This is a genomic window from Fenollaria massiliensis (assembly GCF_023347705.1).
Classification (GTDB): Bacteria; Bacillota; Clostridia; order Tissierellales; family Peptoniphilaceae; genus Fenollaria; species Fenollaria massiliensis.
Genome location: NZ_CP096649.1, coordinates 1,053,346 through 1,068,860 on the forward strand (window position 1 = coordinate 1,053,346; position 15,515 = coordinate 1,068,860).

The 15,515-nt window shown below is 33.8% G+C and carries 16 protein-coding genes; 3 read left to right on the top strand and 13 right to left on the bottom strand.

Annotation, left to right across the window (positions count from 1 at the left end; translation table 11 throughout):
• Positions 1-9 precede the first annotated feature (9 nt).
• The 3 genes from M1R53_RS05275 to M1R53_RS05285 are packed head-to-tail and all read right to left on the bottom strand — an operon-like array spanning position 10 to position 3,498.
• Entirely contained in the window at positions 10-1,194 is a 1,185-nt protein-coding gene (locus tag M1R53_RS05275; protein ID WP_249242245.1) for a phosphoglycerate kinase, read from the bottom strand.
• 21 nt (positions 1,195-1,215) lie between these two features.
• Positions 1,216-2,223, bottom strand: coding sequence for a type I glyceraldehyde-3-phosphate dehydrogenase (gene gap / locus M1R53_RS05280; RefSeq protein ID WP_070599071.1), 1,008 nt, complete (start codon positions 2,221-2,223; stop codon positions 1,216-1,218).
• 12 nt (positions 2,224-2,235) lie between these two features.
• A complete protein-coding gene (locus M1R53_RS05285) occupies positions 2,236-3,498 on the bottom strand; it encodes a replication-associated recombination protein A (protein WP_249242246.1) in 1,263 nt (420 codons plus the stop codon).
• Between the two features lie 168 nt (positions 3,499-3,666).
• Between M1R53_RS05285 and M1R53_RS05290 the strand changes: the two genes are divergently transcribed.
• The 3 genes from M1R53_RS05290 (at position 3,667) to M1R53_RS05300 (ending at position 6,738) form a co-directional block, all read left to right on the top strand.
• Positions 3,667-4,032: a DUF2089 domain-containing protein gene (locus tag M1R53_RS05290; RefSeq protein WP_249242247.1), complete on the top strand. Its 366-nt coding sequence runs from the start codon at positions 3,667-3,669 to the stop codon at positions 4,030-4,032.
• A gap of 1 nt (position 4,033) precedes the next feature.
• Entirely contained in the window at positions 4,034-5,164 is a 1,131-nt protein-coding gene (locus tag M1R53_RS05295; protein ID WP_249242248.1) for an SHOCT-like domain-containing protein, read from the top strand.
• Between the two features lie 155 nt (positions 5,165-5,319).
• Complete coding sequence (locus M1R53_RS05300; protein ID WP_249242249.1) at positions 5,320-6,738, top strand: hypothetical protein; 1,419 nt, start codon at positions 5,320-5,322, stop codon at positions 6,736-6,738.
• A gap of 71 nt (positions 6,739-6,809) precedes the next feature.
• Here the strand turns inward: M1R53_RS05300 and nrdR are convergent, their stop codons facing one another.
• The 10 genes from nrdR to mraY all read right to left on the bottom strand — a co-directional run bounded on the left by nrdR (position 6,810) and on the right by mraY (position 15,514).
• Positions 6,810-7,271 carry a transcriptional regulator NrdR gene (gene nrdR, locus M1R53_RS05305; RefSeq protein ID WP_019213796.1) on the bottom strand — a complete coding sequence of 154 codons (462 nt, stop codon included), beginning with the start codon at positions 7,269-7,271 and terminating at the stop codon, positions 6,810-6,812.
• Between the two features lie 2 nt (positions 7,272-7,273).
• Positions 7,274-8,359, bottom strand: a complete 1,086-nt coding sequence (ftsZ, locus tag M1R53_RS05310; RefSeq protein ID WP_249242250.1) for a cell division protein FtsZ — start codon at positions 8,357-8,359, stop codon at positions 7,274-7,276.
• Between the two features lie 67 nt (positions 8,360-8,426).
• Entirely contained in the window at positions 8,427-8,759 is a 333-nt protein-coding gene (locus M1R53_RS05315) for a small basic family protein (RefSeq protein WP_249242251.1), read from the bottom strand.
• Positions 8,756-9,478, bottom strand: coding sequence for a DUF881 domain-containing protein (locus tag M1R53_RS05320; protein WP_249242252.1), 723 nt, complete (start codon positions 9,476-9,478; stop codon positions 8,756-8,758). The genes M1R53_RS05315 and M1R53_RS05320 overlap by 4 nt, the downstream gene beginning before the upstream one ends.
• Positions 9,475-10,197 carry a DUF881 domain-containing protein gene (locus tag M1R53_RS05325; RefSeq protein WP_249242253.1) on the bottom strand — a complete coding sequence of 241 codons (723 nt, stop codon included), beginning with the start codon at positions 10,195-10,197 and terminating at the stop codon, positions 9,475-9,477. Before M1R53_RS05325 ends, M1R53_RS05320 begins: the two co-directional genes overlap by 4 nt.
• The gene (locus M1R53_RS05330; RefSeq protein WP_249242254.1) at positions 10,198-10,974 is read right to left on the bottom strand and encodes a cell division protein FtsQ/DivIB; all 777 of its coding nucleotides are present in this window, start codon (positions 10,972-10,974) and stop codon (positions 10,198-10,200) included.
• A gap of 10 nt (positions 10,975-10,984) precedes the next feature.
• Positions 10,985-12,085, bottom strand: coding sequence for an undecaprenyldiphospho-muramoylpentapeptide beta-N-acetylglucosaminyltransferase (gene murG / locus M1R53_RS05335; RefSeq protein WP_249242255.1), 1,101 nt, complete (start codon positions 12,083-12,085; stop codon positions 10,985-10,987).
• Positions 12,085-13,209 carry an FtsW/RodA/SpoVE family cell cycle protein gene (locus M1R53_RS05340; protein WP_019213803.1) on the bottom strand — a complete coding sequence of 375 codons (1,125 nt, stop codon included), beginning with the start codon at positions 13,207-13,209 and terminating at the stop codon, positions 12,085-12,087. Before M1R53_RS05340 ends, murG begins: the two co-directional genes overlap by 1 nt.
• Positions 13,210-14,535 carry a UDP-N-acetylmuramoyl-L-alanine--D-glutamate ligase gene (gene murD / locus M1R53_RS05345; protein WP_249242256.1) on the bottom strand — a complete coding sequence of 442 codons (1,326 nt, stop codon included), beginning with the start codon at positions 14,533-14,535 and terminating at the stop codon, positions 13,210-13,212.
• Positions 14,536-14,539: 4 nt separating this feature from the next.
• Positions 14,540-15,514 carry a phospho-N-acetylmuramoyl-pentapeptide-transferase gene (mraY, locus tag M1R53_RS05350; protein ID WP_249242257.1) on the bottom strand — a complete coding sequence of 325 codons (975 nt, stop codon included), beginning with the start codon at positions 15,512-15,514 and terminating at the stop codon, positions 14,540-14,542.
• Position 15,515 lies beyond the last annotated feature (1 nt).

Genomic DNA, 15,515 nt, shown 5'->3' on the forward strand with positions numbered 1-15,515 from the left:
TTTGTCTCCTTATTTATCATTAATAGCAGCTATGCCAGGAAGCACTTTTCCTTCCATTAGCTCAAGTGAAGCGCCTCCGCCAGTTGAAACATGTGTAATTTTTTCTTCGTAGCCAGCTTTTTGAACAGCGCTCGCACTATCTCCTCCGCCGACTATGGTAGTCGCATCAGAGTTTGCAAGTGCCTTAGCGATGGCATTAGTGCCGTTTTTAAATTTATCCATTTCAAATACGCCCATAGGTCCGTTCCAAACTATAGTTTTTGCTCCCAATAATTTTTTAGTAAAAACATCGATAGTTTCTGGTCCTATGTCAAGGCCCATCAAATCTTCTGGTATATGATTTACTTCATAGCATTCAGCTTCAGCATCTTCTTTTATCTCTTTAGCGCATAAAGCGTCAACTGGTAGAACCAAATCAACTTTCTTTGCATCAGCCTTTTTTAATAGTTCAAGCGCAAGATCTAACTTGTCGTCTTCAACTAAGCTCTTACCAACGTTCATGCCCTTTGCCTTTAAGAATGTAAATGCCATAGCGCCGCCAATAAGTATCTTATCAGCCTTATTTAATAGGTTTTCTATTACGCCAATCTTATCAGATACCTTTGATCCGCCAAGTATAGCGATAAATGGATGCTTAGGCTCGTCAAGCTCTTTCGCCATGATATTCATTTCTTTTTCAACTAAAAAGCCTAGTGCTGATGGTAAAAATTTACTTACACCAACGTTTGATGCGTGAGCTCTGTGTGAAGTGCCGAAAGCATCATTAACATAGATATCTGCAAGGTCTGCTAACTCTTTAGAAAAAGCTTCGTCGCATTTTTCTTCTTCTTTTCTAAATCTAGTATTTTCTAGTAAAAGAAGCTCTCCTTTTTTAAGATTTTTAGCTGCTTCTCTAACTTCGTCATTAACTACTTCAGGGCAAGAGATGAATTTTACATCTCTTCCAAGAAGTTTTTCAATCTCGTCCCTAACTGGCTCTAAAGTATATTTTAAATTATATTCGCCCTTTGGTCTGCCCAAGTGGCTCATCATAATTACTTTTGCGCCATTATCAAGAAGGTGCTTGATTGTAGGAAGAGACTCAAATATACGTTTATTGTCAGTGATAACACCATCCTTCATTGGTACGTTAAAATCACATCTCAATAAAACTGTTTTATCATCAAAATTATAATCTTTTAATGTTTTTTTCATTATTTTATCCTTTTATAATAATTATTCTTGATCAGCAATGTATTTTGCTAGGTCAACTACTCTGTGGCTGTAACCATATTCGTTGTCATACCATGAAACTACCTTTACAAGATTGCCATCTATAACTAAAGTTAAGAATGGATCAAAGATTGATGAGTGTCTGTCGCCAACGTAGTCAACAGAAACAAGTTCTTCTTCGGCGTATTCAAGTATGCCCTTTAATTCGTTTTCGCTCGCTTTTTTAACAGCTTCGTTGATTTCTTCCTTAGTAACATTTTTGTTTAATTCAAAAACAACGTCTGTAAGAGAAACTGTTGGAACTGGTACTCTAACTGCATATCCAGTTAATTTATCCTTAAGTGATGGGATAACTAGTGCAACTGCCTTTGCTGCGCCTGTTGTTGTAGGCACCATAGACATAGCTGCTGCTCTTGCTCTTCTGATGTCTTTGTGTTTGTGGTCAAGTAAAACTTGGTCAGAAGTATAAGCATGGATAGTTGTCATAAGGCCTCTTTTGATACCAAAATTATCTTCAATAACCTTTGTTAATGGTGCAAGACAGTTAGTTGTACAAGATGCGTTACTGATAACATTGTGTTTATTCTTGTCATATTCTTTTTCATTTACACCCATAACGATAGTTTTATCGATTTCGCCCTTTGCAGGTGCAGTTAAAATAACTTTTTTAGCGCCGCCCTTTTCTATGTGTTTGTAAAGAGTTTCGTTGTTTTTAAATGCTCCAGTAGAGTCGATAACGATGTCTACTCCATAGTCCTTCCAAGGAATTTCTGCCGGATCTCTAAATTGAGTGTTTGTAATCTTCTTGCCATCAATCATGAAGCCATCTTCACAAGCTTCACAAGAAACTGATAATCTACCGTATAGAGAATCATTTCTAAATAGATGAGCAAGTGTCTTTAAATCACCTGAGGCATTGATGTGAACTAATTCTAAGCCGTTGTTCTCTTCAACAAGAATTCTAGCTACATCTCTACCAATCCTACCAAAACCATTAATACCAACTTTCATTTGTTGACCTCCTTAATTATTGTTAAAATATTTTTTATCTTCTAAACCTTCAGGCAAATAATTTTGCTCAGGCTTTTTATCCTTATAATTATGCGGATATTTGTAGTCCGCGTGATCGCCAAAGACCTTCTTGTCATTGTTGTGAGCATCTCTTATATAAAGAGGAATTTGGAATTCTTTGATTTTATCGACATCCGCCATAGCTTTGTTAATAGCAACATAGGTCGAGTTATTCTTATCAGCCAGTGCCATGTAGATGGCTGCGTTGCTTAAAATGATGCGCGCTTCTGGCATGCCAATGGCTTTAACCGCGTAAAATGCTGACGTCGCTAGTGTTTGTGCGTTTGGATCAGCAAGTCCTATGTCTTCTGAAGCAAATATCACTATGCGTCTCGCTATGAAGAGCGGGTCCTCACCATTGTTTAGCATGTGAGCTAAGTAAAAAACTGTTGCGTCTGGATCTGAGCCTCTCATGCTCTTGATAAAGGCTGAGATTGTGTCGTAATGCATGGTCGAGCTTTTATCATAGGAGTGAGCTCTCTCAAAAACTAAGCCTTTGACATCCTCGAACTTGATATGACGAGTTAAATCCGCTTCTGGATCTTGGCTTAAAACAGCTATCTCTAAAAAATTTAGCATGTTTCTCGCATCACCATTAGAAATTCTAACTAGATACTCAAGTGCGTCGTCATCTATGCTTGGCTTTAATGAAGCAAGTCCACTGAGCTCATCACTTAAAGCTTTCTTAGCAAGCTTAATTAAATTTTCTTCGCTCATTTTTTCAAGCCTAATTATGAAGCATCTCGATATAAGTGCGCTATTGACCTCAAAATATGGATTTTCAGTCGTTGCACCTATGAGAGTCACGGTCGAATCTTCAACGTATGGAAGCAAAAAATCCTGCTGAGCCTTGTTAAACCTGTGTATTTCATCAACAAAGAGTATGGTTTTTTTATTCTCTTCCAAAAGTCTCTTGGCTTCTTCAACTGCCTTCTTTAAATCGCTCACCCCGCTACCCACAGCACTAATTTTGATAAAATTCGATTTGCTCGTGTTAGCAATGACGTTCGCAAGTGAAGTCTTACCAGTACCTGCAGGTCCATATAGTATAAGCGATGGAAGTCTGTCTGCCTTGATAGCTTTGTATAGAAAAGAGTTCTTATTAATAACCTTCTCTTGACCAATATAGTCATCAAGACTCTTCGGCCTAAATCTTTCAGCTAAATTTTGACCCAGTTTTAAATTTTTTTCTCTTTCCATGTCAAACAAATTCATTTTCTCACCATTTTTATTATATCAAATAAGTTTCAAGATGTCCACTCTTAAATTATTTAATTTTTATATTAATATTTTTAAAGTAATTATAAATATTTTTAAAATATTTTAAAAATTATATTGACATATTTAATTTGTAGATGTATAATCTTAATAAAGGAGGACCTTATGATTAATAAAGCATTAAATGAATGTCCTGTTTGCGGTTCAAAACTATACATAGAAAGGCTAGTTTGTGACAATTGCAACACGACTATAGAAGGAAGATTTGAAAATAATTCATTTTACAAGCTCAGCAGCGAGCAAATTGACTTTATCAAAACTTTCTTATTAAAGAGAGGCAATATTAAAGAGATTGAAAGAGCCTTGGGTATTTCCTACCCTACTGTAATTAAAAAACTCGATCAAATCAACGAGATTATCTCTGATCAAAAGAGTTCTACTAGCGAGAAAGAAATTCTTGAGCTCTTAAATAGCGGTACAATTACAAGTAGTGAAGCTGAAAAGATGCTTCTAGAATTAAAGGAGGGTTAAAATGTCTGAAGAAAAAATTATGATCCTTAAGATGTTAAAGGACGGCAAGATTAGTGAAGAAGAGGCGCTAAAACTTCTTAACGCTGTTAGTGAAAAGAAAGGCGAAAAAGCTTATAAGCCAAATAAAAAAAGAAATGAAATTCATATCGAAGCAGATGACTACGATGTCTTCGATGCATCGGATAAATTTGCGAGCAAAATCTCAAACTTTGTTAATAAGATAGTAAGTAAATCTTTACAAACGGCTGAAGAAGGTATGAGAAATGGCCGTGTATACGCAAACTTTAGCTTTGATGACAGCAAGAGCTTTAAAAATAAAAAATTTGCTACACTTAAGCTAGACTTAGACAAAAATAAAAAATACAATTTAATTATAAATAATACAAATGAAAAGATAGAGATACTTCCATCAAGCTCTGATCAAATTGAAGTCTATGGCAAAATTTATTATACAAATAAAAAAGATATTCCAGAAAAATATGAGTTTATTAACTGCTTTATCGATGATAAAGAAATACTTATCGAACCAAACTACTCAGAGCTAACAAAAAAAGATTTTGCTGTTAGTCTAAAAGTTTTAGTGCCTGCACAAGACTTTGCCACTGTAAAAGCAAGCACAAGCAACGATAAAATTAAACTTGACTCAATTATCTGCGATGAGCTTTATTTAACAACAAGTAACGACTACATCAGAATCGAAGACTCCATCGTCAGCAAGTCAGAGCTAAAAACTACTAATGATTCAGTAAAAATTAAAGACTCAAAGTTTAGTGATTTGCTTATAAATACAACAAATGCAGAAATAACTTTAAATAACACTCCATTCGTTAATTTAGAAGCGCATACAACAAACGCTTATGTCGATGTTAAAGACATATTCAACTCTGCTGAAAATATCATAGTTACTAATAGCAATGGACCTGTTACACTTGAATTAGAAAGCGTAAGTAAAAATGTTAAATTAAATTTAAGAGGCCTTAATAAATACACATGTCCAGTCATCTTTGATGACGACAGATTCAAGCTTGACAAAGACAATGACGAGCTTACAACTGCCTCACTAAATAACGATTCAGAACTTACTCTATTCGGTGATATAAAAACAAGCAACGGACCTATCATTATAGAGTAGGTCAAATATTCCCATCATTATCCTGGCCATAAATTGGTCAGGATTTTTCTTTATAAATCATTTCAAATCTGTTAAATCTCTTGTAAATCTAAATCTTTTAATGTATAATTATAATGTTAAAATTAAAAAGATATAAAATATATAGGAGTAAAATGATGAAGATAAAAAGAATAACAAAAATTAATATATTTGTACTTTTACTAGTCTTAAGCGTGCTAACACTTGTTTTAAGCTTTAAAAATACAGCTTATGCTGAAGAAAGTAAAGAGACTGAGGAAACTAAAGAGAATGAGAAAAGTAAAGAAGAAAAAGATACTAAAGAGACTAAGGACGATGGTTTTGAATTTAATGGTGCCAAACTTAAATTTATCACAGGAACTTTTGATGGCAAAGACAGTTTAGATATTGATTTTCCAATTGAAATAAAAGATGCAAACGCTGAATATATCGATGAAAAAGCAAAAATAATCAATACAGAAAAAAAAGCTTTTACTCTTAAAAATCCAAACATACTTGTTTTAAATAATGGCAAAAAATACTATGTAATCACAGCCATTAACGCATATAAAGATGTACAAGACAATATTATTGATAAGGTAAATATTGAGAGCGAAATTTTATATGACAAATCAAAGCTACAAATAAAATTAAAGCTAAAGGATATAAAAGATGAACAAAAAAATATTAAATATAGCATTTGTTACGCTAGCATGGATGAAAAAGCTTTTCAAACGCCTGAAGCATTTAAGCTTGTTGATTCGAAATTTAGAATTCCTAAGCACTGTATAACACCTGATGGATACTTCTATCAAATGAATCCGCGCTCAGTACCATATAAAGAAAGCTATTTCTTTATGCAAGGCGCTATATACATTGCAAACTCTCTTTTAGATGTGATTGATAGTAAATTTGCTCAAGTGATAACAGCAAAACTTGTTGACGATACAGCTAAAAAGCTAAATGAAGACGGTTACTATCCTATCCCTTATAGAAGCGAGTGGCTAAAGGCTGACTACAACATCGGCAAAGGCTACTTCGATACGAGATGGAACCTTGATTACGCTTACATTTGCTTAAGAATGTATAGTATGTTTAAGGATGAAAAATATATAAATATCGCGGACAAAGTTTTAACTTATTATAAGAAATATGCTGAACAAAATGCGATTAAAGTTCCATATATCGATGATGCATTTCTAGTTATGGACTACGGTGCTGAATATTACATCGGCATGACGCACTCATCACTAAACCATCACTTAATGGGGCTAAAGGCTCTAATGTATGAAGATATTCTTAAAAAAGAAAATAAAAACAGCGCCTTTATTAAAAAGATGATAAAAGGTGTTGAAGCAACTTGCGATATGTGGATTAAAAAAGATGGCAATCTTGAATATGCAAGATTTGTTGATGGTACTTATGGACTAAAAGATTATCCAGATTTAACTCTAAATGATTTAAAGGACTGTCAAGCGCTTCACGAAAATCTTTATAAGTGCAAAAATGCAGTTTTTGAAAAACTGATAAATTCAAAACAAAAATGGTATGACAATGTATACCTAAAAAATAAATAAAAAAAATAAATAAATATTATTATAAATAGAAAATGCCTTTCTTGGAAATCCAAGAAAGGCATTTATTATGCTTAATTGTTTTGTTCGTCTATTATCTTTTGGAGCTCTTTCATAAATGATTGAGTATCTTTAAACTCTCTATATACTGAAGCAAATCTTACATAAGCTACTTGGTCTATCTCCTTAAGACCTTGCATAATAAGCTCACCTACTTCGTTAGATGAAACTTCTTTTTTCATCGTACTCATAAGTTTTTCCTCAACACTATCTGCCAAGCCTTCAATTTGGCTTAAGCTAACAGGTCTTTTTTCGCAAGATTTGATTACGCCCTTTAATATCTTACTTCTGTCAAATGTCTCTCTGTCTCCGTTTTTCTTGACAACTATTAAAGGTGTTTCTTCAATTTTTTCGTATGTTGTAAATCTTTTTTTACAGCGAAGACACTCTCTACGTCTCCTAATCGCAGTACCCTCATTAGTAGGTCTTGAATCTAGTACTTTTGAATCTTCGTAAGAACAAAAAGGACACTTCATAATTAATTATTCTTTAAAAAATCAGGTACTAATAAAGAATCGTCGAAGCTTGAAGTATTTTCACTTCTCTTTTCTTCGTCCTTTTCTTCTACTTCTTCAGAATCCTTTTTAGAATCTTTTTTAGCAGGTTTAGATCCATCTTCAAATTCTGTAGCGATAACAGTTATCTTAATAGAATCGCCAAGACTTTCATCGATACCAGCACCGAAGATGATGTTTGCATCGTCAGCAACCGATTGTCTGATTAAGTCAGCAGCTTCATTTACTTCGAACATGCCAAGGTCTGTACCACCAGTGATATTTAATAGAACAGACTTAGATCCTTCTATAGATGTTTCTAGTAGTGGTGACTTGATTGCAAGCTTAGCTGCATCTGTTGCTCTGTTGTCTCCTTGAGCAAAACCTATACCCATGTGAGCAATACCCTTTTGTTCCATGATAGTCTTAACGTCAGCAAAGTCAAGGTTAATTAGATTTGGTACACTGATTAGGTCAGATATACCTTGTATACCTTGTTTTAATACTTCGTCAGCCATGATGAATGCATCTTTTAATGATGTTTTCTTGTCAGCTATTTGAAGAAGTCTATCGTTTGGTATAGTTACTAGTGTGTCAACTACTTCTAGTAATTGGCTAATACCTTGAGATGCGTTTTTAGCTCTCTTCATACCTTCAAAACCAAATGGTCTTGTAACAACGCCTACAGTTAATATGCCTTGTTCCTTAGCTAATTGCGCAATGATAGGTGCAGCACCAGTACCTGTTCCACCGCCCATACCAGCTGTGATAAATACCATGTCTGTGCCTTTAAGCATTTCAGTAATGCCTTCTTTATCTTCAAGAGCTGCTTGTGAGCCAACTTCTGGATTTGCTCCAGCGCCTAAGCCCTTTGTAACCTTATCACCTATTTGAATCTTATTTTGTGCCTTTGATGATGCTAAAGCTTGTCTATCTGTGTTAACAGCTATAAACTCAACACCTTTTACGCCTGCATCAACCATTCTGTTAACAGCGTTGTTTCCTGCTCCACCAACACCTATAACTTTAATTTTAGCAAATTGGTCAATTTCTACATCAAAATCAATCATTTACGAATCCTCCTTTTATACTAATTATATAATTATTTACTATATTACTTATATTTTACCACAAAATTTACATTTTGTTTAGTATTTTTCTTCTAATTGTTGCAAAATTGTTAAAAATTCTTCCTCCGAAGACGAAAATCGCCGCATAATATAGTGGAATACTAAGATTATCTCCAAGCCAAGTCAATAATGCAGCTATAATTGAGTTACCAATAAGACCTGATAAAAAAAGTTTATTGTTAAATTTCTTATCCATGTAAGCATTAATACCGCCAAAAACTGAGTCAATCGCAGCAAGTAAAGCCATGGATATATATAGTGAATAATATGGATTGTAGCTATACGGTACTACATAGCCAATAATCACACCAATTATTATACCTATGATTGCAATAATCATTTTTTATCCTCTCCCGTCAAGTTCTGTGAATATATAATTTTGTCATCGTCTATCTTTTTCTTAATTAAAACTTTTTCACTTTGTTTTATATCTAGCTTAATTGGATTTATGGTCTCTAAGATGCTAGCAAAAGTGCCTGGTGACTTAAGTGCTGAGTATAATTTATCGCCATTACCTATCGCCTTTATCACGAATGGTGCTCCCTTTGTTCTGCCGTTTAGCCTAACAACTGGTCCATTGCACTTAACTCCAGTCCTCGAATAAACTCTTAAATCGTTTATCGATACAGCTTCTGCTCCAGATGTTCTTAAATCGTTAATTATTCTTAATAAATCGCTATCGTGAATAACGTCAGTTCTCTTAACTGGTCTATCGACACTCTCTTCAGTGATAGTCACGACTATGCCTGGTCCCTCAAGGTCAACGTCGCCCGATATCATCTCATAAAAAAGCTTTTCATCTTTTAAAAAAGCTAGAAAATCGCTGTCATTTTTAACAAGCTTATCCAAAGTTTCAAGCTTTTTATTCTGTTTATCAAGCTCATCATTAATACTTTTAATCTCAGTTTTTAAATTTTTTATCTTTATGCTTGTCTCTTTCATCTTGTTTATACTTAAAGGTTCAAAAAATTTTTTGTCTGTCTTTAAGTATAAACCTAAGAATATGCCTATAAGTAGATAAATTATAACAAGCGCAACACGTTTAATCTTATGCATCATTCTTGCACTTCATAAACAGGCTTTGCATATAAAAAATCTATGCTCTTCTTACATCTTGGTATAACTATATCGTCCTTTACAGTTAAAATAACTTGATAGTTATAATTTTGCAGTTCATCTTTAATTCCGCCTTTAAACTCAATCGCTGATTGCATCGTGCCCGCGTCTCCTATAGCCTTTATTACAATAGGCGCGGATGTGCTAACGCCACCAACCTCAATATGTTTACCTGCGCTTACTATCTCTGTAAATGATGTGTATCTCTCTTCATTTATGGATATAGCCTCTGCTCCAGCGCTATTTAAAACGCTTATTGCGCTTAAAAGCAAATCTATATCGTTTTGTATGCCAAAGCTCACTTCTCCATCGGCAAGTTTTGGTTCATCAATAGTTAGTATTATGCCCTTGCCTTTTAAGTCAGTGTAGCCAGCTATCATTTTATATTTTTCAGTTTCTTCGTATAATTTTTTTGCTACCTCGTTATTGCTCGAACCAGGTTTTTCATAATCTCTAAGCTTATCTTCTGCCTCGTCAAGCTTTTGCAATAAGCTGTCTCTTTCCTCTTCAAGTGATTTTACTCTTTGAGCAAGCTCTTGAACCCTCTTTACATTAAGAGGGTTGCCAACAGTTTTTTTAACCGTCTTAAGCTGCATAGTTATTGCAAAGCCTATAAGTACACATGCAGCGAAGAATAATATCTTTTTCTTATCTATCTTCATCTACTCACCCGTATCTAAAACTACAACAGGCGCCTTGCCCTTGTTAAACATGATCATCTTAGGCACTTGTCCTTTGTCCTTAAGCTTAGTCATAATCTCATTTAAAACCTTCATCTTGTATCTAATATCCTTTAATTCGCCAAGCTGAACAACAAGCCCACTCCTATAATTCATAGAAACTTCTAAATCAGCGTTCTTTTCTATAGTCTTGATATCTTTAACTAAGTTATTCGCACTTATTTCAGTTATCAGCTCTTCAAGCGAAGCGCCAACCTCAGTATTATAAAAGTTTTCGCCTTGTTCAAGATGAGTCTTGTCAAAATTCTTTATAAGCGGATAACCTTCCTTATAAGAAGTGCTATTCTCAAGAACTGTGCCCTTATCATCTATGTAAATGTACTTTGAGTCGCTAAAAAATTCTGCCGCTATCAATCTTTCCTTAACCTCAATCGTTACAGTATCCTTTGAAGATCTGGATAGGTGAACGTCATCTACATAAGGATTTGTCTTAATCTTAGCTTTTGCTTCTGTTAAGCTTTGTTTAAGAATGTTCTCGCCAATTTCAAGTTCACTCGCCTTAATAATGTTATCAGCAGATAAATTTTTATTGCCAACAACTTTTATATGCTTTAGTCCAAAGAGTTTTGTATTGAATATAAATAGAATAAACGCAAAAACAATAACACTTATTACGAAAAATCTCATCAGACTTCTCCTTCTTTGTCTTTGTCTTCTTATTCTGTTTCTCCTTATATCCTTTTTACTCATTGGTTCCATAATTTCACCTTTAAACAGTTTTTATAATTATATCATATATTTCATCAATTGCGTTTTTGTGAAATATCTTTTTAAGTCCTTCTTGCATTGACTTGTAAATATCGTCGTTATGAAGTATTTTATTGACCTCATCAAAAAGCACTTCTTCGTTAAGATCTTTTTCTAAAATCATCTTAGCAGCGCCCATATCTTCAAAATAGCGTGCATTGTACTCTTGGTGATTTTCAACGACATAAGCCTTAGGAATGATTATGACTGGTTTAGCTACGCATGAAACTTCATTAAGAGTAAGTGCTCCAGCGCTTGTAATAACCATGTCAGCGTCAATCAAAGCCTTTGGCATGTCATAAAGATACTCACCAACACGAACATTTGATTTTGTATAATCAATCCCGTCCTTTTCTAGTTCTTCCTTAAACCAGCTGTATGAATAAGTTCCACTCACGTGAAAGATGTTGAAGTCCATATCTTTGTAATGTTTCTTGATCATGTCAAGAACATTTTCATTGATGGATTTTTGTCCACCGCTTCCGCCAAAGGATAAAACTACTTTTTTATCATTGTCAAAATCATAATAAGACTTATGATCAGCCTTGTCGTGAATGTCATCAAATTCTTTTCTAATCGGTATGCCAACTATATTTGTAATATCTTCTTTATTAAGAAGCTTTTTTGTGTTTTCGTTAGTAACAAGTATTCTAGTCGCTCTTTTCTTTAAAAGCCTTGTAGTTATACCAGCGTGAACGTTTAGCTCAAATATCATTGATTTTATTTTTTTCTTTTGCGCAGCATAAACAAGCGGACCTGAAACGTATCCACCTGTTCCTATTACAAGGTCGGGCTTAAAATCTTTGATTATCTTTTTACATTCGCCAAGAGATTTGAAAAGCAGTCTCAAAAATTTAAAAGCATCTTTTGGATTTTTCTTAGGTATTTTAACTATGTCAATGCCTTTAAACTCAATATTTTCTTTAGCTACCAGTCTTTCCTCAAGACTTCCCTTTCTGCCAACGTATATAACATCATGATTATTTTCAATTAATTTCTTTGCTATGGTCATGGCTGGGTATATGTGTCCACCAGTGCCACCACCAGTTACGATAAATCGCATTATTTCACCTCTGAATTTGCATTCTTAGAAATATTTAACAGTACCGCTGTTAGTACCATGTAAATGATTAGTGATGTGCCTCCATAGCTAATGAATGGAAGTGTTATTCCTTTTGAAGGAACTAAATTTACTGATACTGCTGCATTAATCCAAAATTGTATAGCTATCAGTGAGCTGATACCACTTGCTAGCATTAAGCCATATCTGTCTTTTGTTCTAGCAGCCGTTAAATATCCTTTAATAATTATAACAGAAAATAGGGCAACAATGCAAATCATACCTAAAAATCCTAATTCTTCACCGCAAACAGCTAAGATATAGTCATTATAAACTTCTGGTATATAAAAGAATTTCTGTGTACTATGGCCAATTCCAACACCTGATAGACCGCCATTGGCATAAGCAAATAAACTTTGTGCTGGCTGCCAACCAGTATCTTTGATGTTTTTAATTGGATCTAGATAAGCAAAAAATCTATTTCTTCTAAATTCATTTCTATATATCGCTAAATATATACCAATACCAGCAAGTCCAAGTGCTGGTGGTATTATTCCTAGTGGCGCTCCGCCTATAAAGTACATAATTGATAAGGCTCCAGCAACTGTAACAGCTGTGCCCAAATCCTTTTGTATGTATATTAATAAAGTAAAGAATAATATGATAGCTACTGGTACTACGACGATGTTTTGTAAATTTCTTCTACGTAAATTAATTTTGCTCATGTATGATGCCATACAAAATACTGCCGCTACTTTGATTATATCAGATGGCATAAATGAAAAACCGCCTAAATTAATCCATCTTCTTGATCCTTTACCAAAGTCTGTACCTAGTGGTGTAAACTTTAGTAATAATACTAAGACTATGCTCGATATAATCATAAAACTAACAAAAAATCTTGTATCATACTTTTTGTAGTCAATCCTATAAGCAATTAAAGATAGTATTGCCCCTGCCAAAACAAAGACTAAGTGCCTTGTAAGGAAGTATACTCCGCCATATTTACCGCCTTCAAGCTTGTAGCTATAAGGGTAAGAGCTTGTATACACAAGTATGATACCTAAAATTATTAGGCATACTACAGATATTAAAATGTGATAATCAGGTGCATTACTCTTTTTCATTTATTTCAACTCATTTACTAATTTTTTAAATTCTATTCCACGTTCTTTATAATTTTTATATATTCCCCAGCTAGCGCATAATGGTGATAGTAAAACTATATCTCCTTTTTGTGCGTGTGATCTAGCTACGCTAACTGCTTCACTCATGTTTTTAACCATAGTTATATTGTCATAACCTACATTTGTGAAGGCTTCTTTTATTTTGTCCTTAGTTTGTCCAAATAAAATTAGGCTTCTAAGTTTATTTTTTGTTTTAAAGGCAAAATCTTCAAACGGTATGTTTTTGTCATAACCGCCTGCGATTAAAACTATGCTTTTATCAAAGGCTTCAACCGCCTTGAGTGAAGCATCAGGATTAGTTCCTTTGGAGTCATTGTAATAACTTATTCCATCAAGTTCCCTAACAAATTCAATTCTGTGTTCAACGCCTTTAAAATCTTTTATCTCTTTAACAATATCTTCTCTTTTTACGCCAAAAACTTCTAGCGCAAGTGTCGCTGCCATGAGATTCTCATAGTTATGACGACCCTTTATAAATATATCGTCCTTGTTTATGACAATGTTTTTATCTTTATCCACAATGTTTGGTGCGATATAATTCATATCCACTATATCTTTTTCTTTTGATGAGAAATATAGTATATTTGTGTCTTGCTCTACCTTATTTAAGGCGATATCGTCATAATTAAGTATCAAATATGAAGATTTGTCCATATTTTGATAAATTTTCTTTTTTGCTTCTTCATAAGCCTTGAATGAACCGTGCCAATCCAAATGATCTGGTGTGATATTTAGTATGATGGCGATGTTTGGCTTAAAATCTTTTGTGTACTCTAGTTGGAAGCTTGATGCTTCTATGACATGTGTATCGTAATTAGCTGCTTCAAGTAAAGGGGAAACGCCAATATTGCCTATAACATTGACATTGTATCCAAGGTCTTTTAAAACTTTTCCAATAAAAGTCGTTGTAGTTGTCTTGCCATTGGTTCCTGTGATAACTATAAACTTATGATTTTTAAAATCTCTGTATAAAATTTCTATATCAGAGACTATCTCTACGTTTTTGTCTACAAGGTAGCGAATTATATCTGATGACGGCTTTATTCCAGGACTCTTTAATACAAAGCTAAAATCAATCGAGTCAAGCTCAGTTCTTGTTAAAAATTTAATATCGTCTAGGTTTTCATTTGCTCTGTCTTTTAAAATTTGATCCATGTTGTCGTCGTAAACATAAACATTAGCTCCTTTACTTATAAAGTATAAAGAAGCTCCATAACCAGATATTCCATATCCTAAAATCAGAATATTTTTACCTTTGTAGTCCATAATATCACCTCAAAAATATTATTAGCGATGCGACGCATAAAACTAGTGTCCATGCGCAAAACATCATAACAACTTTAGTCTCTTTCATGCCTTTCATCTCAAAGTGATGGTGAAGTGGGCTCATAAGAAAAACTCTTTTGCCTGTCTTTTTAAATACTAATACTTGTATTATTACTGAAAGTGTTTCAAAAATTAATACAAGCGCATAAATAATCATATAGAAGTGCAAGCCTAGTAATATTGTGAGTATCGCTAGTACGCCTCCTACGAATAATGAGCCTGTGTCGCCCATAAATATTTGTGCTGGATATTTATTAAAGATTAAAAAGCCTAAAAGTGATGCAAACATAATTATTGAGTAGGCATAAGTAGTCATATTTGAAATCTTTAATGAAAATATCGCAAGTGTCAATAATATGATTGACATAACACCTGTTGCAAGTCCATCAAGTCCATCGGTTAAGTTAACTGCATTTGTGCTGGCAACTAATATAAAGAAGTTTAGTAAAATTACCCACTTGCCTAAATCGACTTCTTTATAAAATGGTATAAATACCTTTGTACCCACAAGTTTATATGCAAAATAAGCTATAAGAGCCGAAAAAATCATTTGCAAGAATAATTTTTGATATGCTCTCAAACCTAAATTTCTATGCATAAAGAATTTTATATAATCATCTAAAAAGCCTACAAGGCCATAGGCAGTGCTGCCTAAAGCCAGTAAGATAATTTCTTTTGTAAAAACAAAGCCTAAAAGTTTAGATACAAGCACGCTGATTAAGGAGCTTAGTACAAATAATATGCCTCCCATAGTTGGTGTGCCTGCCTTTTTTAAGTGAGACTTAGGTCCTTCTTGTCTTATATTTTGTCCAAGCTTGTACTTTCTTAGCTCAGGTATGATAATTTTCGCAAGTATGCATACCAAAGCAAAGCTTAGTATTGCTATGATTACACTATATACACTTATATTTTTAATCATC